The 21608-nt window shown below is 46.2% G+C and carries 20 protein-coding genes and 1 tRNA gene; all 21 read left to right on the top strand.

Annotation, left to right across the window (positions count from 1 at the left end; translation table 11 throughout):
- Positions 1–6 precede the first annotated feature (6 nt).
- Positions 7–7317 carry a bacterial Ig-like domain-containing protein gene (locus tag BN6465_RS06300; protein WP_066732876.1) on the top strand — a complete coding sequence of 2437 codons (7311 nt, stop codon included), beginning with the start codon at positions 7–9 and terminating at the stop codon, positions 7315–7317.
- Positions 7310–8041 (top strand): class B sortase, encoded by a 732-nt coding sequence (srtB, locus tag BN6465_RS06295; RefSeq protein WP_199882798.1) that lies wholly within the window; start codon positions 7310–7312, stop codon positions 8039–8041. Before BN6465_RS06300 ends, srtB begins: the two co-directional genes overlap by 8 nt.
- Before the next feature lie 39 nt (positions 8042–8080).
- A complete protein-coding gene (locus BN6465_RS06290; protein ID WP_066732871.1) occupies positions 8081–8896 on the top strand; it encodes a hypothetical protein in 816 nt (271 codons plus the stop codon).
- 39 nt (positions 8897–8935) lie between these two features.
- The gene (locus tag BN6465_RS06285; protein WP_066732869.1) at positions 8936–10171 is read left to right on the top strand and encodes a C40 family peptidase; all 1236 of its coding nucleotides are present in this window, start codon (positions 8936–8938) and stop codon (positions 10169–10171) included.
- Between the two features lie 6 nt (positions 10172–10177).
- Positions 10178–10801 (top strand): hypothetical protein, encoded by a 624-nt coding sequence (locus BN6465_RS06280; protein ID WP_066732865.1) that lies wholly within the window; start codon positions 10178–10180, stop codon positions 10799–10801.
- 19 nt (positions 10802–10820) lie between these two features.
- Positions 10821–11231 (top strand): hypothetical protein, encoded by a 411-nt coding sequence (locus tag BN6465_RS06275; RefSeq protein WP_066732862.1) that lies wholly within the window; start codon positions 10821–10823, stop codon positions 11229–11231.
- A 158-nt stretch (positions 11232–11389) separates the two neighbouring features.
- Positions 11390–13315 carry an FIVAR domain-containing protein gene (locus tag BN6465_RS06270; protein WP_066732860.1) on the top strand — a complete coding sequence of 642 codons (1926 nt, stop codon included), beginning with the start codon at positions 11390–11392 and terminating at the stop codon, positions 13313–13315.
- Between the two features lie 7 nt (positions 13316–13322).
- Positions 13323–13520, top strand: a complete 198-nt coding sequence (locus BN6465_RS06265) for an HU family DNA-binding protein (protein WP_066732858.1) — start codon at positions 13323–13325, stop codon at positions 13518–13520.
- A 13-nt stretch (positions 13521–13533) separates the two neighbouring features.
- Positions 13534–14322 carry an EAL domain-containing protein gene (locus tag BN6465_RS06260; RefSeq protein ID WP_066732856.1) on the top strand — a complete coding sequence of 263 codons (789 nt, stop codon included), beginning with the start codon at positions 13534–13536 and terminating at the stop codon, positions 14320–14322.
- A 16-nt stretch (positions 14323–14338) separates the two neighbouring features.
- Positions 14339–14617, top strand: coding sequence for an HU family DNA-binding protein (locus tag BN6465_RS06255; RefSeq protein WP_066732855.1), 279 nt, complete (start codon positions 14339–14341; stop codon positions 14615–14617).
- A 23-nt stretch (positions 14618–14640) separates the two neighbouring features.
- The gene (locus tag BN6465_RS06250) at positions 14641–15096 is read left to right on the top strand and encodes a hypothetical protein (RefSeq protein WP_066732853.1); all 456 of its coding nucleotides are present in this window, start codon (positions 14641–14643) and stop codon (positions 15094–15096) included.
- 13 nt (positions 15097–15109) lie between these two features.
- Positions 15110–15997, top strand: coding sequence for a hypothetical protein (locus BN6465_RS06245; protein ID WP_066732850.1), 888 nt, complete (start codon positions 15110–15112; stop codon positions 15995–15997).
- Between the two features lie 115 nt (positions 15998–16112).
- Complete coding sequence (locus BN6465_RS06240; RefSeq protein ID WP_066732848.1) at positions 16113–16625, top strand: YcxB family protein; 513 nt, start codon at positions 16113–16115, stop codon at positions 16623–16625.
- 21 nt (positions 16626–16646) lie between these two features.
- Positions 16647–17072 carry a tRNA (adenosine(37)-N6)-threonylcarbamoyltransferase complex ATPase subunit type 1 TsaE gene (tsaE, locus tag BN6465_RS06235; protein ID WP_066732846.1) on the top strand — a complete coding sequence of 142 codons (426 nt, stop codon included), beginning with the start codon at positions 16647–16649 and terminating at the stop codon, positions 17070–17072.
- Between the two features lie 31 nt (positions 17073–17103).
- Entirely contained in the window at positions 17104–17841 is a 738-nt protein-coding gene (gene tsaB, locus BN6465_RS20445) for a tRNA (adenosine(37)-N6)-threonylcarbamoyltransferase complex dimerization subunit type 1 TsaB (RefSeq protein ID WP_066732844.1), read from the top strand.
- A 45-nt stretch (positions 17842–17886) separates the two neighbouring features.
- On the top strand, positions 17887–18336 hold the full coding sequence (gene rimI / locus BN6465_RS20440; RefSeq protein ID WP_066732842.1) for a ribosomal protein S18-alanine N-acetyltransferase: 450 nt from the start codon (positions 17887–17889) through the stop codon (positions 18334–18336).
- Between the two features lie 141 nt (positions 18337–18477).
- Positions 18478–18720: a hypothetical protein gene (locus BN6465_RS06220; protein WP_066732840.1), complete on the top strand. Its 243-nt coding sequence runs from the start codon at positions 18478–18480 to the stop codon at positions 18718–18720.
- A 9-nt stretch (positions 18721–18729) separates the two neighbouring features.
- Positions 18730–19638, top strand: coding sequence for a ribonuclease Z (locus BN6465_RS06215; protein WP_066732836.1), 909 nt, complete (start codon positions 18730–18732; stop codon positions 19636–19638).
- A 17-nt stretch (positions 19639–19655) separates the two neighbouring features.
- Positions 19656–20687 carry a tRNA (adenosine(37)-N6)-threonylcarbamoyltransferase complex transferase subunit TsaD gene (gene tsaD, locus BN6465_RS06210; RefSeq protein ID WP_066732834.1) on the top strand — a complete coding sequence of 344 codons (1032 nt, stop codon included), beginning with the start codon at positions 19656–19658 and terminating at the stop codon, positions 20685–20687.
- A gap of 15 nt (positions 20688–20702) precedes the next feature.
- The gene (ispD, locus tag BN6465_RS06205) at positions 20703–21431 is read left to right on the top strand and encodes a 2-C-methyl-D-erythritol 4-phosphate cytidylyltransferase (RefSeq protein WP_066732832.1); all 729 of its coding nucleotides are present in this window, start codon (positions 20703–20705) and stop codon (positions 21429–21431) included.
- 89 nt (positions 21432–21520) lie between these two features.
- Positions 21521–21606, top strand: a tRNA-Ser gene (locus tag BN6465_RS06200).
- Positions 21607–21608: the final 2 nt, after the last annotated feature.

The raw sequence follows: 21608 nt of genomic DNA, 5'->3' as shown, positions 1-21608 counted from the left end.
CAAAACATGAAAAAGCGAAGACATACAAAAGGAATAAAAAGAACACTGTGTCTTTTTTTGACAATCATGGTAATGACCGGTTTAATTAACCGGTCTTTTGCTGATGAAATGGAAGATATTGCAGCCGTTTCGCAGGAGATGTCACAAGAGACGGCAATTACGGTGGCGGAAGAGCCGGTGACAGAAGAAGAGGTGGTAGAAGAACAGGTGACAGAGGATTCTTCTGTTCCGGAAGATCCAGTGGTAGAGGAATCTGAGGCGGAAGCACCGTCAGACATAGAAGAGTCAGTGTCGGAGGAGGTACTTATAGCGGAAAAACCGGTGCAAGAGGAGGTGCCCGCAGCAGAGGAAACGTCAGAAGTTCAAGATCAAGATTTATTGGAAGATGCAGTTAGTCCAGCGGGGGCGACTGAAGCTCAAAAAGTAATGGTACATTGGATGGAGAATGGATTAAATGCTTCAGAGACAATGAGTCCGATTCATTATGCTGGGAGTAAAATTGATGTAGATATCTATCAGGCAGCATCAGCGGAGGGACCATGGACTTATGTGCAGACCATTTCTCCTTTTAAGAATGGTAACCAGAATTGGCTGCAATTTTTTAATCGGGATAGTAGTCTTTACTATAAAATAGAACCGGTTGTGCCGGACGGGTATAGCGCAGTTTTTGAAATTAAGGATTATGCGCCAGGCGTCATCACTGAGGGAAGTAACATTCTGAAGCCGGGCACACCGATAAGCTCGTTCGGAGTAGAAATCTACATGGTATATGGAGAAGTTGTGAAACCGGAATCGCCAATTACAGGTTTTTATGTAGGTGATTTACCAAGTAAAATGGATTATACAATAGGAGAGTCTTTGGACAAAACCGGAATGACATGTAGAGCAAGAAGGTCAAATAATACTTTTGTTGATATTGATCCGGCAGATTGTACTGTAGAACCGGCAGTTTTTACAGAAGTGGGTAAGCAGCTAGTGATAGTAAGCTACTATGATTCCAGTTCGGGAAAGACTTTTAAAGACGCCGGATTTCTTGTAACTGTTACAGCGGGAGAGACGCCAGTCAAAACATTATCAAGTATTGCCATAACCACGGCGCCGGCAAAGATAACCTATACCGAGGGTGAATCATTTGACAAGACGGGAATGGTAGTGACAGCGACCTACAGCGACAACTCTACAGAGAAGCTGGCGGACGGAGCTTATACGTTTGCGCCGAACCGCCCGCTTACGACGGCCGATACCAAGATAATAGTCACTTATCAGGGAAAGACAGCGATTCAGAACATCAAAGTCAATCCTCAGGAAGCGACACTTACGGAGATTTATGTGAAGAACGCCCCGGCAACGGTCAATTATATCGAAGGGCAGAAGCTGTCACTGACGGGAATGCAGGTGTATGCAAAATATTCGAATAAAACAGAGAAGGATGTGACCGGTTCCTGCACGTTCCTGCCTGCAAATGGTGCCGCCTTAAAGACAACTGACACAGCCATTTCCATTTCTTATAAGGAGGGGGCTGTCACGAAAACAGCATCCCAAACTATAACGGTATCTAAGAAAGAGATGACAGGACTTGTCATTACCGGGACAGCAGCAAAGACCAATTATCTGACCGGTGAAACATTTGACCCGGCAGGTCTTACATTCACAGTACAGTATAATGACGATAGCACCAAGGCCGTATCGGCAGATGCATGTAAGATTACGCCAAGTACGCTGACAAAGGAAACGACTAAGGTTACAGTTACCTTCACGGAGGGCGGTAAGAATGTATCCGCAGAATATGGCGGTATTACCGTGGAAGATGACTTGTACGTACTTGACAGTCTTGAGATTACAACACCGCCGTCCAAGATTACCTATATTGAAGGCCAGACATTTGACCCTGCCGGGATAGTGGTTGAGGCAGTATCAAAGAACAGTAAGGGTGAAGAGAAGCGGGAAACAGTGACAGCTAGCTGTACCTATGTACCGTCTCTTACCACACCGCTGCAGACAACGAACAGTAGTGTTCAGATATCTTATTCAGATACATCAGGTAAGGATAAGACTACAAAAACTGTGGTTCAATATATCACGGTGGTAAAGAAGACGCTGACGGAGATTGTTCTTTCAGGGAAAGCGGCTACGACTACTTATATGGAAGGGGAGAGCTTTGAGCCGGATGGAATTACCGTTACAGCTAAGTACAATAATGGCTCTCAGAAGGTTCTAAAGCCTATAGAATACAGTATCTCGCCGGCTGTACTGTCAGTTGGCGACAAAAAGGTAACATTTTCCTACGAAGAGAATGGCGTGAAAAAGACGGCGGATTACACAGGAATTACTGTAAATGCAGTTCCGGCGGTTCTTCAGTCTCTTCAGATAACACATAATCCGGATAAAGTAATTTACACAGAAGGGGAGAATTTTGATCCTACAGGACTAATCCTTACGGCTGTGTATGATAAAGGAGGGAACAAGGTACTGAATCCGGGCGAATATACGGTTACGCCGGACAGAGCGCTTCGGACAACAGATACACAGATGACATTCTCTTATACTGACGGCGGAACTGCGAAGCAGGTTTCTCTTAAGATTACAGTAGAAAAGAAGCCGGAGCCTGTCACACTTACAGGTATCCAAGTGACGACTCCCCCAACGAAAGCCAACTATGTGGAGGGGCAGATATTCAATCCGGCAGGAATGGTAGTGACGGCGACCTACAGTGACGGGACTATGAAGACGGTTACTGGATATACCTGTACTCCGAGTGCGGGCACAGCGCTGACAACAGCTGACACCAATGTTACTGTCGCTTACACAGAGGATGGGAATACATTTACCGCATCTTCGCCGATTCATGTGGCAAAAAAAGAGGTCATAGGGATTCATACCGAAGGAACTCCCAAGGTAACTTATGTTGAAGGAGAAAGCTTTCAAGCGGCTGGTATGAAAGTATTTGCCGATTATAATGACGGCACAAAGGCTGAGGTCAGCGGATATGTAGTTACACCGAATCCACTGACAAAGGAAACGACAGAAGTAACAATTACTTATGCTGGCTTCAGTGTTAAGTATACTGGTATTATTGTGGCAGAAGCGCCGGTTGTACTGGACCACATCTATATCCATGATGAGCCGAAGACAACTACGTATGTAGAAGGACAGAGCTTTAAACCGGAAGGGCTGGTTGTTATGGCGGTCTACAGCAATGATCAGGAAGCAGAAGTAACAGGCAGCTGTTCATTCAGTCCTGATATTGCTGAGAAGCTTAAGACTACCCATACGAAAATTGTGGTTACTTATAAAGAAGGTGATGTAGAGAAGACCACAGAACAGGAAATCAAGGTCAATCCAAAGGTACTCGCCAGCATCCGCCTTGAAGGCAAAGCACAGAGAGAGTACAAGACGGGAGAGAGCTTTAATCCAGAAGGTCTAAATGTGTATGCGGTATACAATGACAACAGTGAAGTTGCTGCGGCACTGGGCGCGTGTACAATAGAGCCAGATCCGCTTACCGCAGGAATTACACAGGTTACGATTACCTATATGGGCAAATCAGCTGTCTACCGCGGACTTACAGTAACCGATCCGGTGGTAGAGCCGACACTTACAGGAATCAGTGTCACCGTTCTTCCAAAGACAAGCTATGTGGAAGGTCAGACATTTGACCCGGCGGGGATAGAAGTAACAGCCAGTTATAGCGATAACACAAGTAAGAAGGTGACAGACGTCACTTACAGCCCGGACGAGAATACGCCGCTGACTACGGATGACACAAAGATCACGGTAAATTACACAGAGAAGGATATAACGGTAGAGACAGAGATACCGGTCACTGTAACCGCCAGAGTACTTGACAAATTGGTGATTACGGGAGAAGCAAAGAAAGATTACAAGGAGGGAGAGAGCTTCGACCCGACAGGGCTGACAGTGACAGCGGTATATGACAACGGAGACGAGGAAGTAATAGACCTTGCGGACTGCACGATCGCTCCGGACCCGTTAACAGAGGCTGACACGAAGGTGACCATCAGCTACATGGAGGATGGCGAGACAAAGAGCGTTGGCTACGAAGGACTGACAGTGACGAAGGAGGAAGCGCCGGAAGAACCACGTATCCTGACAAGCATCAAGATAACAGGAGACGCGAAGAAAGATTACAAGGAGGGAGAGAGCTTCGACCCGACAGGGCTGACAGTGACAGCGGTATATGACAACGGAGAAGAGGAAGTAATAGACCTTGCGGACTGCACGATCGCTCCGGACCCGTTAACAGAGGCTGACACGAAGGTGACCATCAGCTACACGGAAGACGGCGAGACAAAGAGCGCTGACTACGAAGGACTGACAGTAACGAAGGAGGAAGCGCCGGAAGAGCCACGTATCCTGACAAGCATCAAGGTAACAGGAGATGCAAAGAAAGATTACAAGGAGGGAGAGAGCTTCGACCCGACAGGGCTGACAGTGACAGCGGTATATGACAACGGAGAAGAGGAAGTAATAGACCTTGCGGACTGCACGATCGCTCCGGACCCGTTAACAGAGGCTGACACGAAGGTGACCATCAGCTACACAGAAGACGGCGAGACAAAGAGCGCTGACTACGAAGGACTGACAGTGACGAAGGAGGAAGCGCCGGAAGAGCCACGTATCCTGACAAGCATCAAGGTAACAGGAGACGCGAAGAAAGATTACAAGGAGGGAGAGAGCTTCGACCCGACAGGGCTGACAGTGACAGCGGTATATGACAATGGAGACGAGGAAGTAATAGACCTTGCGGACTGCACGATTGCTCCGGACCCGTTAACAGAGGCTGACACGAAGGTGACCATCAGCTACACAGAAGACGGCGAGACAAAGAGCGCTGACTACGAAGGACTGACAGTGACGAAGGAGGAAGCGCCGGAAGAGCCACGTATCCTGACAAGCATCAAGGTAACAGGAGACGCGAAGAAAGATTACAAGGAGGGAGAGAGCTTCGACCCGACAGGGCTGACAGTGACAGCGGTATATGACAACGGAGACGAGGAAGTAATAGACCTTGCGGACTGCACGATCGCTCCGGACCCGTTAACAGAGGCTGACACGAAGGTGACCATCAGCTACACGGAGGATGGCGAGACAAGAATCGCTGACTACGAAGGACTGACTGTAACAAAAGATGCAGAGAAGACACTTACGAATATCATAGTGACGGCACAGGCAGATAAGGTGGCTTACGAAGAAGGCGATACACTTGACCTTACCGGACTGGTTGTGACTGCATACTACAGTAATGGTGAGACAGCAGATGTAACAGCACTTTGTTCTTATGTTCCAGCACAGGGACAGAGCCTTACCGAGTTAGACAGTATTGTTGCGATTGCATACACAGAAGGTGAAGAAACTGTTAATACCACGATGACTATCACAGTGATAAAGCCGGAAGCACCGCGCAAGCTGGACAGCATCAAGATAACAGGAGACGCGAAGAAAGATTACAAGGAGGGAGAGAGCTTCGACCCGACAGGGCTGACAGTGACAGCGGTGTATGACAATGGAGACGAGGAAGTAATAGACCTTGCGGACTGCACGATCGCTCCGGACCCGTTAACAGAGGCTGACACGAAGGTGACCATCAGCTACACAGAAGACGGCGAGACAAAGAGCGCTGACTACGAAGGACTGACAGTGACGAAGGAGGAAGCGCCGGAAGAGCCACGTATCCTGACAAGCATCAAGGTAACAGGAGACGCGAAGAAAGATTACAAGGAGGGAGAGAGCTTCGACCCGACAGGGCTGACAGTGACAGCGGTATATGACAACGGAGACGAGGAAGTAATAGACCTTGCGGACTGCACGATCGCTCCGGACCCGTTAACAGAGGCTGACACGAAGGTGACCATCAGCTACACGGAGGATGGCGAGACAAGAATCGCTGACTACGAAGGACTGACTGTAACAAAAGATGCAGAGAAGACACTTACGAATATCATAGTGACGGCACAGGCAGATAAGGTGGCTTACGAAGAAGGCGATACACTTGACCTTACCGGACTGGTTGTGACTGCATACTACAGTAATGGTGAGACAGCAGATGTAACAGCACTTTGTTCTTATGTTCCAGCACAGGGACAGAGCCTTACCGAGTTAGACAGTATTGTTGCGATTGCATACACAGAAGGTGAAGAAACTGTTAATACCACGATGACTATCACGGTGACAAAGCCGGAAGCACCGCGCAAGCTGGACAGCATCAAGATAACAGGAGACGCGAAGAAAGATTACAAGGAGGGAGAGAGCTTCGACCCGACAGGGCTGACAGTGACAGCGGTATATGACAATGGAGACGAGGAAGTAATAGACCTTGCGGATTGTATGATTGCTCCGGACCCGTTAACAGAGGCTGACACGAAGGTGACCATCAGCTACACAGAAGACGGCGAGACAAAGAGCGCTGACTACGAAGGACTGACAGTGACGAAGGAGGAAGCGCCGGAAGAGCCACGTATCCTGACAAGCATCAAGGTAACAGGAGACGCGAAGAAGGATTACAAGGAGGGAGAGAGCTTCGACCCGACAGGGCTGACAGTGACAGCGGTGTATGACAATGGAGACGAGGAAGTAATAGACCTTGCGGACTGCACGATTGCTCCGGACCCGTTAACAGAGGCTGACACGAAGGTGACCATCAGCTACACAGAAGACGGCGAGACAAAGAGCGCTGACTACGAAGGACTGACAGTGACGAAGGAGGAAGCGCCGGAAGAGCCACGTATCCTGACAAGCATCAAGGTAACAGGAGACGCGAAGAAAGATTACAAGGAGGGAGAGAGCTTCGACCCGACAGGGCTGACAGTGACAGCGGTATATGACAACGGAGACGAGGAAGTAATAGACCTTGCGGACTGCACGATTGCTCCGGACCCGTTAACAGAGGCTGACACGAAGGTGACCATCAGCTACACGGAGGACGGAGAGACAAGAAGCGCTGACTACGAAGGACTGACGGTGACGAAGAAAGACAAACTGGAGAAACCGTCTGACAAACCTGACGATGGGAAGAATCCGGATAACTCCAATCCTTCAGATACTAATAAACCGGGAAGTACCACAGGTACATCTGGTAAAACAATCGTTTCAGGGAATAGTACAACAAAGAATACCTCTGGAAAGGGAAGCTATTCCAATACGGTTAAAACGGGGGATATGACTCCGGTTTTTGGAATAGTACTTGTGCTGGCAGTAGCAACGGTTATTATTGGAGGAGCTATAACTTCGATAGTGATTCGAAAGAAGAAAACTGAAAAAGAGGATGATGAAACAGACGAACAGAATAAGGATGAGTAATTACCGTTTCAGAAGGAGACGATATCGTCTGATAACGGGCCTTCTGGTATTTGTGGCACTCGGCTGTATGCTATATTTATTCAGCCGGTACCGGGGATATCAGGAGGGAATTAGGATTTACGATGCGATTCGGTCGAGCATTACGGTGGAGGAACCGGAGAACCCGGAGCGCGAGGAGGATATTAGAGACATATTGAAGGATAATTTACCCGGGCAGGCATGGATTTACTGCCCGGGAACTCCTATTGATTACCCGGTTATGCAGTCCGGGGACAATCTGTATTACTTAACTCATTTTCCGGATGGAAGGGTAAATGGTAATGGAAGTATTTTCTTGGATTGCCGTAATACTTCGGATTTTACAGATGACAACAGTATATTGTACGGACACCGCATGATGAACGGGACTATGTTCGGCGGAATAGCCAAGTATACTTCGACTGCATATTATAAACGAAATCCATATTTTTATTTATATACAAAGGATGCAAGCTATCGGGTAGAATTGTTTGCGGGTTATGTGTTGGATGGAGGAGACTCTCTACCGCTTAGGTTTGCGGAAGAGGGGCAGCAGGCCTTTATACAGGAGGTTAAGGCAAAGTCTAAATTTCAAAGTGATATTACACCAACCATGGAAGACAGACTGCTGACAATGATTACCTGTGACTATGAGTGGAATAATGCTAGATTTGCCTTGATTGGCAGACTGGTACCGATTGTATAAATATGAGGGAAGAATCAGGTAGAAGGAGACAAACATAAGATGACTATAGAGAATAATGCCGAAAAAAGAAGTATAGCAGGTAAGGGGAGCAATGCAGGAAGACGAAAGATACTGATAATTAGGGGAGTTATAGCGGCCGTTATTGTAATTGCACTAATAATAGCTGTGGTAAAGCTACTGGGAGGAAATTCAAGGAGCACGGCTGCTTATAATAAGCCAGACAAAGCGATAGAAGAGTTTGTGGACAAGCTGGCTTCCGGAGATTTCGAAGGAGTGCTTGGGATATTTGACAGCAAGGAGCGCGCAGAGTCAATCAATCTCCAGAAATATATTGAGCGTATGCAGGTACTTGTGCCCTCAAGTATGCCGGCGTCAGGAGAATACCGGGTGCTTAATGAGGCGGAGTTCCGGGGACAGGCTGCGGCTCAGACAAAGTTTTTTGCCTATAGCCTACAGTCCAAAGAAGAAATCAGAGATTCAGTCTCTGGAAATGTAGCTGTGTCTGACGAATTGTCGGCAGAAGATATTGTGAAAGCCTTGAATCCGGAAAAGCTGAAGGGACTGAAGATGGTGAGCTGTGACGTAGCGGATGAGGTAACCCAGAAGTCAGACCAGTACAAAGCCAACATGAAGGATGTATGCGCCATTTATGGATGTAAGACTATAAAGGAGTATACGGCTTTGTTCAAACTGGGGGATAAATATCATCAGGCATTCTTTACATTAGCCGAATATGAAAAGGGGTGGAAGATTCAGAGCCTTTCCACTACTCTTCTTGAAAATGATATGGGTACGGGTGCGACGATGGAGACGACAGAGGATGAATATAAGCAGCAGCTGAAAGATAAAGAATAGTATAAAAGTTTATCAGGTGGTACAAAAGGAGAGGATAGAATGAAAAAAAGCAGATGGAACATGATACTTTGTGCTGTTCTGGCAACAGGAATACTGGTTCCACTGGCAAACAGTGCTTTTGCGCAGGAAGAACAGAGTAACATGATTGACGGTACCTCCTCAGCAGAAGTTCAGGAGAAACAGGAGGCAGCGCTGGGAAATGAAACAGGAGGAGCGACAGTACCGGGAAACGGAAGCGGGTCCGAAGAAGTAATGACCCCAGATAGTGGAAGCGAGTCAGAAGAAGAGACAACACCGGATAGTGGTACTGAGTCCGAAGAAGTGTCAACGCCGGACGGTGGAAGCCAGTCCGAAGAAGTGTCAACGCCGGACAGTGGAAACGAGTCAGGAGAAGAGACAACGCCGGATAGCGGTACTGAGTTCATAGAAACGGCCACGCCGGACAGTGGCAGAGAATCCGATGAAACAACACAGGGTAATGATACAGCATCCGGAAGTATTTCAAATAGTGAAGCCTCACGTAAAGAGTCCGCAAAATCTTATACAGATGGAAACACGGAAGTGAAAGCGCCGGTATTTGTCTACTCGGACAGCGTTCTTCCACAACAGTTCAAGGATTTGAAATTGTCTAAGACACAGATTGAGGAACTTGTGCGCATGACCCGGGGGGAGATGAGTGAAGAACGTCTTCAGGTCGTACTTCATGCATATTCACTAGTGGGAAAGGTCAATTACTTTTGGGGAGGCAAATCAAGTGCTATAGGTTGGGATTCCCGCTGGGGAATGGCGGCGACTGTCACAAGTGAAGGTAATGACACTACAGGGACAATCCGTACATATGGGCTTGACTGCAGTGGATATGTGACATGGGCTTTCTTAAACGCAGCCGGGAATCGGGATATCATCAAGAGTGTGGGACATGGAACAACAGCACAGTGGGCCAATTCTTCCGCTATCGAAGAAAAAGAGGCACTGCCAGGTGACTTGGCTTTTATGGCCCCGGGAGGCACATCGGTTAATCACGTGGGCATTGTAATAGGAAGAAATATGGATGGCCAGCTCATGTTTGCACATTGCAGCGGCGGATATAACAATGTGGTGGTGACGACCGCAAAGGAAGGCTGCTTCCGATATTTGAGAAGGCCAAATGTTTATACAGACGAGACAATTGAATTCTCAAAGATGGTGCATGGTAATCCGAAAGCAATGACAGAGAATAATAAAGAATTATATGAGAAATATCAGGATTTAAGCCTAATGAAGAATGAGGGATAAAAGAGCATGTGGAAGAATCTGCTGCTTGTAGGAATTTTAGCTGTAGTTGTCTGTACGCTGCGCTGTCTGACCAGACAGCGCAGGAAGGAGAAAGGGATTCCGATTTTTTCTGTCAAGGCAAGGCAGCATGTCATTCTTTCTCAGCCGGTACTTCAGACAACACCGGTATTTACATACGAACATGGAGAGCAGGATCGGATACTTATAAAAAAGTACTATCATGGCAGAACGGTAACGGCAGGATACAGGAAGTTCAGGATTGACAGAGTGAAGAAGATACCGCGGGAAAACTGGAGGAATACCTGTTATTATCGTATGTATTTTCAAGAATATCTGGGTAAAGAACTTCCCTGCAGGATACAGATCGTGGGGCATGTAAGATATTGGAAATGTCTTTGCAAAAAGAATGAAGTTGTTTTGTATGACCACGTGGGCGGTGTGAGAAGACTTGAATATGAGGACGTGGCAGTAATCATTCAGAAGAAAAGAATGGTCATCGGTACGCTTCCAGCGAGAAGACGTTTAACAGTGTTCGACACACATAATTTTTATGGGAATGATTTTCAACTATTAAAAGAACTGCTGATTAAATATGGAAAACTTGGGGTTGGAAGAGATAAAAATTCATGAACATAGAGGAGGAAAGTATATGAGCATAACAGGCATAATGTGTATAGCGATTAAACAGGTTATAAATGATAATGTTATTGGAGAAATTTTTACTGTTTATAAAGAAGAACCGATTCCCTTCCATAATCTTCTGGATATGGTTTTGAAAATTGACTGCCTCATATCCGACATAGAGAAGTTGAAGGCACAAGGAATGAAGCCTGTACCCCGGTGGACAAGCGATAAATTCCAAACCAGCTGGAAGTCATTATACTTTTTTTTGATTGATGTGAAGTACAGCCAACACTCAACATGGCAGGGAACTATGCGGTACTCTGGAAAAGCTGGGGAGATATGCTTTAAAAGTGTACTGGATTTGCTGAAAAAAATGCTGGATATTATGTATATGAAGCCAATTATGGCCGATATGGAGAAGAGAAAACATGGATAGCTGAGATGAAAATTGCATTTCGGAAACTTTTTTTTGCGCTTCATGACAGTGAGACACACAAAAAAGAGATTTTTTGCTAGGATATGCAAGAGAGAAATAGTTGCAGCATCAGGTATTTCTAAGAATGAATAAAACATAGTAGAACAGGAGAAGCCATTATGAAGAGAAAACAATTATACGCGTTGGGGCTGGCTGTCAGCATTGCAAGCTCTGCCATGGCAGGCAGTACAATGAGTGTGGCGGCAATGGATGACAGTATGGACACAGCGATAGTTCAGGAGACAGCTGAGACTCCGGACGCTTCGGTGACAGGAGGCGGAGAAGTAGAAACGGAAGAGAATCTCCCTGCTGAAGGAGACGCTTCTATCGAAGAAAACGTATCCGCGGGAGAGAGCGCATCTATTGAAGAAAATATATCCACTGAAGGGAATACGACGATAGAAGGAAGTATAACAGCAGACAATGCGGTGGCTGCGGAAAATGCACCTGTGAAAGAAGAGACGAATAAAGCATCAACAGGAATGAAGCCGTCAACAACCTATGCAGTAGTTGACAAATCAGAACTGGAGGAAGAGATTCAGCGCGCAGAATTGGTTGAGGAAAATCAAAGCTGGTATACACCGGATTCTTATGCTCCTGTTGAATCAGCCCTGCAGGTGGCAAGAGCAGTTATGAACAACGACTCTGCAACAGAGGCTGAGGTAACAGCCGCTATCCAGAATCTGAGAACAGCACAGAGCGGCCTTGTGCTCACAGCACAAGGACTGCTGGATTATGTAGAGAGCCAGATATCAGGGCCAATGTCCTACACTCCGGAAAGCTGGGACGCATATCAGGCGGAAAAGGCCAAAGTGGAGGCGGTGATAGCCGATCCGGGTGCGTATACAGAACCCCAGTGGCAGCAAATCGCAGCGGATTATCAAGAGGCATACAGAAAGTTGGCCATGTTACCGTCACTGACAGATAAAGCAGGTCTGGAGACTTTGATTGGTAGAGCGCAGTCCGTTGTAAATAACGCAAGTTGGTATGACCCGGCTTCGGTGACAGCTGTGCAGAATCTGCTTAATTCTATCGGTGTTCAACCCGGCGATAATGAAGTTGCTGTCAGCGAGGCTGTTAAAGATCTGGATTCTTATGAGACAGAACAGATGATGAACCAGATTATGAACACATTGAATACTGTGCTTGTGTCACAAGAAGGATTAATACAGCTGGCGGATGAATTGGCGGCTCAGATACAGCAACTGGAAAATACAGGGTATTATGACACTACTGAATTACAGTCACTGGCTACCAAGGTTGCAAATGCCAAAAACGTTTTTGAAGCAGCGACCAGTACAACGGATCAAATTAATGGGGCAGTTCAGGATTTGAGCGATGTACAGGATGCACTGGATACAATTAAAATGAGTGCGGCTGATGTGAAGAATAAGTTGGCAGCACTGGTTGGTGAATCGGCATACGCAGGCCTTCGCACGGCTATTGAGGCGGGAGATAACACATATACGGAAAACAGCAAGGCTTTCTTTAAGGACTCTTATGATACAGCAAAGGCACTAGTGGATTCGACGGATATGGCAGAACCGGAAGAGTATCTAAATGCATATAATCAATTGAAGACAGCTATGGATAAATTGGTAACGACAGAGGACGCTTTTCAAGAAGCCAAAGATGATTTGGATAAATTCATCGAGCAGGAAAAGGACACGGTGGGAGAACCGGGCGGTATCAGCAAGGAATATATGGACAAGTTGACAGAAATGCAGACGAAGTTTGAGACGGCACTGAACGAGACACCAAATGACGTAGACATACTGTCACCATTGGTAGAGGAAGCAGGCGCACTGATTGCGAAAGCGAATATGAATCGAGTTTCTCAGCCGGTGACACCGGAATCACCGGAGCCAGAGAAGGAAACAGTTGTAGTCAAAGAGAAGACAACGGTGCTTACAAACAATAAAAAGACGAAAAAAACCGCAAAGACACCGCAGACTGGTGACCCGGTTTCTGCAACGGCCCTCTTGCTAATGCTTGGGGCAAGCGCGGGTGTGATTGGTAAAATGAAAAAGAAAAAAGAGGAGTAAGAGTATTATGCCGTTGGTATCGACAACAATCAATGTAATTGACGAAGAAGAACTGGCAGAACGTGTTTCGGAAAAATGCAATTATAGCAAAGAAACAATTGTGATGATATGGGATCTCATGTTGAAAGAAGTAAAAAAATCTACGGACAGTGGGGAGAAGATTGAGTTGGGAAAAGGTGTCCGGCTTGTCTTTGGATGCGAGTAAAAGGGGCAGATATATGGGAAAAAAAGTTAGATGTGAATACCAGATATACCTGCAGCCCCAGATACGATTGGACAGCGGAAAAGTAATAGGTGCGGAGGCGCTCGTGCGGGCAACCGAGGTTGGCGGAAAGATTATTGTGCCTAGAGATTTTGTTACTAAGACAGAGATGAAAGAGTACATTTTTAAGCTGGATTTTTTTATCATGGAAAGTGTATGCCGCATTCTGAATAAATGGCAGAGTGCAGTGCCTAATTTTCATTTATCGGTTAATTTATCCCGTGCCACTCTGAACAATCCAGAAGCAGTCAGACGGATGGAAACTTTGTGTTGTCAATACCAACTGAATCCGGGAAGCATAGTGCTGGGAGTTGCGGAGCGTTCTATTGCTATAAAAGAGTTAGACAGGAGAGTTCCAACTTATGTGGACAGGATAAAAAAAATCGGATTTCCCCTTTCGCTGGATGATTATGGAAGCGGTTTTTCGAATATGAAGATACTGTCTGAAATTGGGTTTAGTGAATTGAAGATAGGTAAGGGGTTAATCGACGACATCACCTATAACAAGAAGTCTGGAATCATAGTACAGACCACTATAGATATGTGTTGCCAGATGGGAAATATCCGATGCATTGCGGACGGAATTGAGACAGAAGCACAGGTTCGTCTGTTGAGAGAACTGGGGTGCAATTATGGTCAGGGTTCTTATTTTTACCGGCCAATGTCTGTCAGTGATTTTGAAAAATGCTTTTTTAATGCCGTCCCGCGTATGCGAGGTGGGGGACAAATAAAAGAAAATTATTAAAAATCAGGAGAGAATTATGACAAAAGCAGAATTAGCCGCAATTGTGGCACAAAACACAGAAACATCAACTAATACAACTATGAATGTGACAAATGAAATACTTAAAGTTATTTCTGAGAAACTGGCACAGGGAGAGAAAATTCAACTAGTTGGTTTTGGAACCTTTGACACAAAGCAAGTAAAGGCGCGTGAGGGCCGTAATCCACACAATGGTGAAATATTACAGATACCGGCCCATAAATCTCCTCGTTTCAGACCCGGAAAACAGTTGAAAGAAATGGTACAGCAAGTTTAACGGCAAAATGTCAGGAAACTATTATGAAAAAAATACAGAAAAATAATAGGGCGGTAGCTGACATCAACATTATGATATATGCAAAAACAATGCCGGAGTTGTGGCGATACCGTAATTTGTGCTACAGGATAGAGAAAAATGATAAATATCATATCAAACTTACGTTGACAAAGGATTTGGATACAGTCTTCCGTATTGTCGAGTTTCTAGAGGGAGGAGTGGATCTTTTTATTGCTGCACAGTCGATAGAGAAGTCCCTTTTTACCGTCCTGAGAAAGAAAATATGGGTGCAGGAAGAACAGGCCCAATTTATTATCAATGGAAGAGAAAAATATATGCATTATTATAGAAGTGATGGTGGTTACTCGTTGAAGAAACTGGATATTAAAGATTCCAGTGAGCTTTTAGAGTGTATTGAGACGATTATATTTCAGATGTCTCTGAAGAACTTAGGAGCTTTGACGGCCGGAAAACAATAAAAGGAGTTTAGTTATGAAAAGATTTAATAAAATCAAACTGTTGCTGATAATGCTTGCGTCGGCTATGCTGCTTACCTCGTGTAAGAAGGAGCTTACGGAGGCTGATGCGCAGGAGTACGTGGAAGCATGCTTTAAAGCTTCTCTGGAAGGTGACGTGGACGACTATGCAGAGGTTACAGGTAAGTCAAAAAAAGATGTGAAAAAGATGTATCAGGAAAGTCTGGATAGTCTGGTAGAACAGATGAGCAGCATTGCCGGAACAGGAGAAGAATTTCCCCGAGACTTCGTAGAAGTATGCAAGGAACTGCTTGCCTCTGCAAAATATGAAGTAGGGAAAGCTAAAAAGGATAAGGATGGTAATTTTATAGTAGAGGTGAAGGCATATCCGTCCGACGTTATGACTGTATTTCTAAATAATGTTTCACAATCAGCCGCAGGAACAGATATAGGAGAGGTTCTGCTGGATGCGTTGAAGCAAGCCGTTGAGGAGCAGTCCTATGGTGATGCGGTCAACTATGAGGTGGCTGTCACAAAAGCATCTGATGGAAAGTATTCCATAGACAGCAAGGATGCCAACGAAGTGGTGATAGGACTATTTGCGGAGATGGATACCATGTTTCAGGCATCTGGTAAAGATTATGGAAATGAGTATCTCAACTGGACGAAGTTAGAGTGGGAGGCTGCATCGGAAGATGAGAAGTCTCAGTGCTGTCTTGCAGTTGTGCAGTATTTGATGGGGTACACAGACGAAGAAATGGGGTTAATTGATATGACTGACGCAAATGCACAGACAAGCATTCAGCAGATGAAGGATGGTATCAATATGTCTTTCAGTGTCCCGACGGAAATTAGTATTGGTGATTATGCAGAGCTAGTTAAAAGTGCAGGCGGATTTGAATAATGGTATAACTAAGGGACACAGGAGCATAAGCACCGTGTCCTTTTTGCTTGTTAGACATTGATTCCTGTGGTATAATCTTAGCAGCAGAACGCTTTTGATACGGGAGGTAACGTAGATGTCAGTGAAATTTGACGTAAAGATGACAAAGAAAGCAATGTACAATTTCATGCTCCATACTTCATATACAAGCCTGAGCGGGATAGCGGGGACGGTATTCGGCCTTGTGACCCTTGCGCTTGGAATCCAGAATCTGACAGCGGGAGAGAGTAGTACAGCAATGACATTTTTCCTGTTTGCCTTTATTTTTCTTGTGGGCAATCCCATCAATTTGAAAATACGTTCCAGTGAGCAGGTGGCGAAATCGCCAATGTTTCAGGAAGCGATTACATATGAAATGACAGAGGAGGGCGTGAAGATATCGCAGGGGGAGCAGAGTACCCTCAATCCATGGGCAGAATTTCAGAAAGCGGTTTCTACAGGTTCTTCCATTATTTTATATGTGACCAAAGTACGGGCTCTCATTTTTCCGAGAGAAGCATTGGGAGAACAATACCCGGAAGTGGTAAAGATGATTTCTACGCATATGCCGCCGAATAAAGTGAAAATCCGCCATGTGAGCGCTATTTAGAATGGGGAGGCAACAAATACAATGGTAATTGAGACAAGAAGTGCTGCGGAAACATTTGAGCTGGGGAAAAAGATAGGGAGACAGGCGAAAGCGGGACAGGTCTACACTCTGGTCGGAGATCTGGGTGTAGGGAAGACGGTATTTACCCAAGGCCTTGCCGAGGGCCTCGGCATCAAAGAACCCATCAGCAGCCCTACATTTACGATAGTACAGGTGTATGAAGAAGGGCGTCTGCCGTTCTATCATTTTGACGTGTATAGAATCGGCGACATCGAAGAGATGGATGAAATCGGCTATGAGGACTATATCTACGGGAACGGGGTGTGCCTGATTGAATGGGCCAATCTCATAGAAGAGATTCTGCCGCCGGACCGCACGGAAATCGTAATAGAAAAAGACTTGCAATTTGGATTCGAATTCCGCAGAATCACTGTGGAAGAATTGTAATCATTAAAAATAGAAAAGAGGACGAGATTTTATGCGTATTTTAGCGCTTGACAGTTCCGGCCTTGTGGCGGCCGTTGCTGTTGTGGAAGAGACGGAGACAGGTGCGAAAACAGTCGCCGAGTATACGGTCAATTATAAAAAGACGCATTCTCAGACGCTGCTTCCGATGTTAGATGAGATTGCAAAGATGACAGAATTGGACATGGAATCGATAGATGCCATTGCAGTGGCAGGAGGGCCGGGGTCTTTTACCGGGCTGCGCATCGGTTCGGCTACTGCAAAGGGGCTTGGTCTGGCTTTAAATAGACCGCTGATTCACATTCCCACGGTGGACGGGCTGGCCTATAACCTCTGCTATACGGATTGCGTTGTCTGTCCCATTATGGACGCCAGAAGGAATCAGGTCTATAGTGGAATCTATTCTTTTGACGGTGACAGAATGAATGTGTTGGAGCCACAGATGGCTGTGGGGATTGAGGAGCTGGCGGAAAAGCTTCGTTCTTATGATAAAAGAATCATTTTTTTGGGGGACGGAGTCCCTGTTCATTGTCATGCCTTGAAGGAAGAACTTTTGAGGGAAAAGGATATTGCTTTTGCGCCGCCACACATGAATTACCAGCGGGCCGCTGCGGTGGGAGCGCTGGCGATACAGTATTATCATGAAGGAAAAATTGAAAATGCCGCAGAGCATAAGCCGGATTACCTGCGCGTCTCACAGGCGGAACGGGAGCGGGCTGAACGCCAAAAAGCTCTGGACGGCGGGAGATAAGGAGAAGGAGCGGATATTTCAAAAAGTACATCAGAGGAGGCAAAAATGCTTAGTATAAAGACGATGGAACTGGAAGATCAGGATTTGATAGAACAGACTGCCTTTTTGGAGCAGCAGATTTTCCCGGATGCATGGAGCTACCACGAGATAAGAAGTACGGTGAAACAGACCCACACCTTCTGTGCTGCGGCGAAGGAAGGGGATACCCTTCTGGGATATTATCTTTGCTATTATGTCTTGGATGAGTGTGAGATTGCCAGAATCGCTGTGACAGAGCAGGCCAGAGGCAGGGGAGTGGGGCAGCGGCTGCTTGAGCATATGGAATCGGTATGTGGTGAGAAGCAGTTGACAAAGCTGCTGCTTGATGTACGAAAGAGCAATAAACCTGCAATCAGCTTTTATACGAAAAATGGTTTTACGGTGGACGGTGAGCGGAAGTTTTATTACGGCGGGGACAATCCCGAAGATGCCGTGCTGATGAGCAAGACGCTTTGAGAGAAATGGAAGATTTAGTATGAGTATACAGTAGTTCCCACTAGGAATTGTAGTGGAGTGACTATATAATGAAGGCGTAACCAGATGAGATGAAGACCGGACGTCTTTCGGCGTGCGGACAGGATTCACAGGAGGAAAACGATGCGCCAGTTTAAAATTTACAACAAACAGGAAAAAGAAATCACAAAAATTATCTGCAATCAATGCGGAAAAGAAATAGAAGTAGTAAACGGAATTGCCAAGGAAGAAGTGTTGACTGTTGAAAAGCAGTGGGGATATTTTTCTGATAAGGATACCGAATTCCATCAGTTTGATATGTGCGAGCAGTGCTACGACAAGCTGATATCTTCTTTCCGTATTCCAGTGGAAATAAGACCAGAATAAGGAGAACCGATGTTAGATGTATGTTTACTTGGAACCGGCGGAATGATGCCGCTTCCTTACCGGTGGCTTACCGCTTTGATGACTAGATTCAACGGAAGCCATTTATTGATTGATTGTGGCGAGGGGACGCAGATTGCGATTAAAGAAAAGGGATGGAGCTTTAAGCCCATAGATGTTATCTGTTTCACTCATTATCATGGCGACCATATCAGCGGCCTCCCGGGGCTCTTGCTGACAATGGGAAATACAGACAGGACGGAACCCCTCACTTTAATCGGGCCGAGAGGATTGGAAAGAGTAGTGAATTCTCTTCGTGTCATCGCGCCAGAACTGCCGTTTGAATTGAAATTTATAGAAATCACAGAGCCGGTACAGTCATTTGAAATAAATGGCTACCGGCTGACTGCGTTTCGTGTGAGACATAATGTTATCTGTTATGGATATACGATCGAAATCGACAGGGCGGGAAAGTTTGATGTTGAAAGAGCGGAAGCGCAGGGGATTCCCAAACAGTATTGGCGATACTTACAAAAAGGAGATTCCATTGAGCTGGACGGGAAGATACTGACGCCGGATATGGTTCTGGGAGCGCCAAGAAAGGGCATTAAGCTTACTTACTGCACGGACACCAGACCCACGGATTCTATCAGGGAGCATGCGGCAGGTTCTGACTTATTCATCTGCGAAGGGATGTACGGTGAGAAGGAGAAGGCTTCCAAAGCGGTGGAGTATAAGCATATGACATTTTATGAGGCGGCAGCGCTTGCCAAGGATGCGGAGGTTAAGGAAATGTGGCTGACCCATTACAGCCCGTCGCTTACCAGACCGGAAGAATTCATGGATGCGGTAAGGGACATTTTCCCTCATGCAGTTGCCGGGAAAGACCGCATGTCCGTAGAACTGGATTTTCCGGAATAAAAAGGAGGAGAGAAGACGTGGACGAAGAGAAGAAGGATATATTGATTCTGGCAATCGAAAGCTCATGTGACGAGACGGCGGCGGCGGTGGTGAAAAATGGCCGTGAGGTGTTGTCTAACGTGATATCTTCTCAGATTGAGCTGCATAAGCTATACGGAGGAGTCGTGCCGGAAATTGCGTCAAGAAAGCATATTGAAAAAATCAATCAAGTAATAGAAGAGGCTTTGACAGAGGCGGAAGTTACGCTGGACGATATTGACGCCATCGGCGTCACATATGGCCCCGGCTTGGTTGGCGCGCTTCTTGTGGGGGTAGCGGAGGCGAAAGCCATTGCCTATGCTAAAAAAATCCCGTTGGTCGGCGTGCATCATATAGAAGGGCACATCTCGGCCAATTACATTGAAAATAAAGAGTTGGAGCCGCCGTTTTTATGTCTTGTTGTATCCGGAGGCCATACGCATCTAGTTTGCGTGAAGGACTATGGAGACTATGAGATTTTGGGCAGGACTCGAGATGATGCCGCAGGTGAAGCGTTCGACAAAGTGGCCAGAGCGATTGGCTTAGGGTATCCCGGGGGGCCTAAGATAGACAAACTTTCTAAGGAGGGCAACGCGGATGCCATCGTATTTCCAAAGGCCCACATAGAAGATTCCCCTTATGATTTTAGTTTCAGCGGTGTGAAGTCATCCGTGCTCAACTATATCAATGGCTGCCAAATGAAAGGAATCGAGTATAACCGGGCCGATATCGCGGCGTCTTTCCAGAAAGCGGTGACCGATGTGCTCGTGGAGAATGCGATGCATGCAGTGCAGGAGTATGGATTGAAAAAGTTCGCAATAGCGGGAGGGGTAGCTTCCAACAGTACGCTGCGTGCTGCCATGAAAAATGCATGTGAGGAGAACGGAATAGAATTTTATTACCCTTCACCCATATTCTGCACGGACAATGCTGCCATGATTGGGGTGGCCGCGTATTATGAGTATCTGGCAGGGACACGTCATGGCTGGGATTTGAATGCAGTTCCTAATTTAAAGCTGGGAGAACGATAGGGCAAGGTGGTGTCTATGAAAAAGAGATGTACGGCGATTGTTCTGGCGGCAGGCCAAGGAAGCCGCATGGGGACAAAGATTCAAAAGCAATATCTGGAAATTGAAGGGAAACCGGTGCTATATTATTCTCTGGCAGTGTTCGAGCAGTCGGACATTATAGATGACATTATTCTCGTCGTCGGTGAAGGGCAAGTGGATTACTGTAGAAGAGAAATTGTTGAGCGGTTTGGATTTGCGAAAGTGGATACGATAACTGTGGGAGGCAGCGAACGCTACGAGTCTGTCTACCGGGCTTTGCGCGTTATGGAAGATAATGGTCTGAAGACTCCTAATCAGGATGGCTATGTGTTTATTCATGACGGTGCACGCCCTTTTGTGGATGAGCAGATTCTTGCACGCGCTTATGAAGCAGTGAAAAAGCATGGCGCCTGTGTTGTGGGTATGCCGTCAAAAGATACCATTAAAGTGGCCGATGAGAATTCCTTTGCAAAGGAGACACCGGACAGAAAGTATCTCTGGATGATTCAGACACCGCAGGTATTTGAAGTTTCTTTGATTAAAGAAGCATATTTCAGGCTGATGGGGGAACCCTGTATACAGGTGACGGATGACGCCATGGTTGCGGAGCAGATGCTGCATGCACCTATAAAATTAGTGGAAGGTTCCTACGAAAATATCAAAATTACAACGCCGGAGGATCTGCCGATTGCAGAGCTGTTCGTGGGGCTCAGAAAAAGAAATTGAAAATCTTGTCAATTTCTTATTGACAGTTCTTTTGTAGTTGTGTTAAAATTCATTTTGTCGCTGAGTACGGCGGCAACAATTTCATAACTGGAGAGGTATCGAAGTGGTCATAACGAGGCGGTCTTGAAAACCGTTTGTCCGCAAGGGCGCGTGGGTTCGAATCCCACCCTCTCCGTT

The organism is Bariatricus massiliensis (assembly GCF_900086725.1).
GTDB classification, from domain to species: Bacteria; Bacillota; Clostridia; order Lachnospirales; family Lachnospiraceae; genus Allocoprococcus; species Allocoprococcus massiliensis.
Note: the sequence above shows the minus strand (reverse complement) of the source record. Positions and strands in the feature narration are given on the sequence as shown.

Coding starts and splice junctions, on each gene's coding strand:
- tsaB (WP_066732844.1), top strand. CDS start 17,104: ATGCGTATTTTAGCGCTTGACAGTTCCGGCCTTGTGGCGGCCGTTGCT.
- BN6465_RS06215 (WP_066732836.1), top strand. CDS start 18,730: ATGTTAGATGTATGTTTACTTGGAACCGGCGGAATGATGCCGCTTCCT.
- BN6465_RS06255 (WP_066732855.1), top strand. CDS start 14,339: ATGACAAAAGCAGAATTAGCCGCAATTGTGGCACAAAACACAGAAACA.
- srtB (WP_199882798.1), top strand. CDS start 7,310: ATGAGTAATTACCGTTTCAGAAGGAGACGATATCGTCTGATAACGGGC.
- BN6465_RS06240 (WP_066732848.1), top strand. CDS start 16,113: ATGTCAGTGAAATTTGACGTAAAGATGACAAAGAAAGCAATGTACAAT.
- BN6465_RS06290 (WP_066732871.1), top strand. CDS start 8,081: ATGACTATAGAGAATAATGCCGAAAAAAGAAGTATAGCAGGTAAGGGG.
- BN6465_RS06250 (WP_066732853.1), top strand. CDS start 14,641: ATGAAAAAAATACAGAAAAATAATAGGGCGGTAGCTGACATCAACATT.
- BN6465_RS06280 (WP_066732865.1), top strand. CDS start 10,178: ATGTGGAAGAATCTGCTGCTTGTAGGAATTTTAGCTGTAGTTGTCTGT.
- BN6465_RS06260 (WP_066732856.1), top strand. CDS start 13,534: ATGGGAAAAAAAGTTAGATGTGAATACCAGATATACCTGCAGCCCCAG.
- rimI (WP_066732842.1), top strand. CDS start 17,887: ATGCTTAGTATAAAGACGATGGAACTGGAAGATCAGGATTTGATAGAA.
- BN6465_RS06220 (WP_066732840.1), top strand. CDS start 18,478: ATGCGCCAGTTTAAAATTTACAACAAACAGGAAAAAGAAATCACAAAA.
- tsaE (WP_066732846.1), top strand. CDS start 16,647: ATGGTAATTGAGACAAGAAGTGCTGCGGAAACATTTGAGCTGGGGAAA.
- BN6465_RS06285 (WP_066732869.1), top strand. CDS start 8,936: ATGAAAAAAAGCAGATGGAACATGATACTTTGTGCTGTTCTGGCAACA.
- BN6465_RS06300 (WP_066732876.1), top strand. CDS start 7: ATGAAAAAGCGAAGACATACAAAAGGAATAAAAAGAACACTGTGTCTT.
- BN6465_RS06245 (WP_066732850.1), top strand. CDS start 15,110: ATGAAAAGATTTAATAAAATCAAACTGTTGCTGATAATGCTTGCGTCG.
- BN6465_RS06265 (WP_066732858.1), top strand. CDS start 13,323: ATGCCGTTGGTATCGACAACAATCAATGTAATTGACGAAGAAGAACTG.
- ispD (WP_066732832.1), top strand. CDS start 20,703: ATGAAAAAGAGATGTACGGCGATTGTTCTGGCGGCAGGCCAAGGAAGC.
- BN6465_RS06275 (WP_066732862.1), top strand. CDS start 10,821: ATGAGCATAACAGGCATAATGTGTATAGCGATTAAACAGGTTATAAAT.
- BN6465_RS06270 (WP_066732860.1), top strand. CDS start 11,390: ATGAAGAGAAAACAATTATACGCGTTGGGGCTGGCTGTCAGCATTGCA.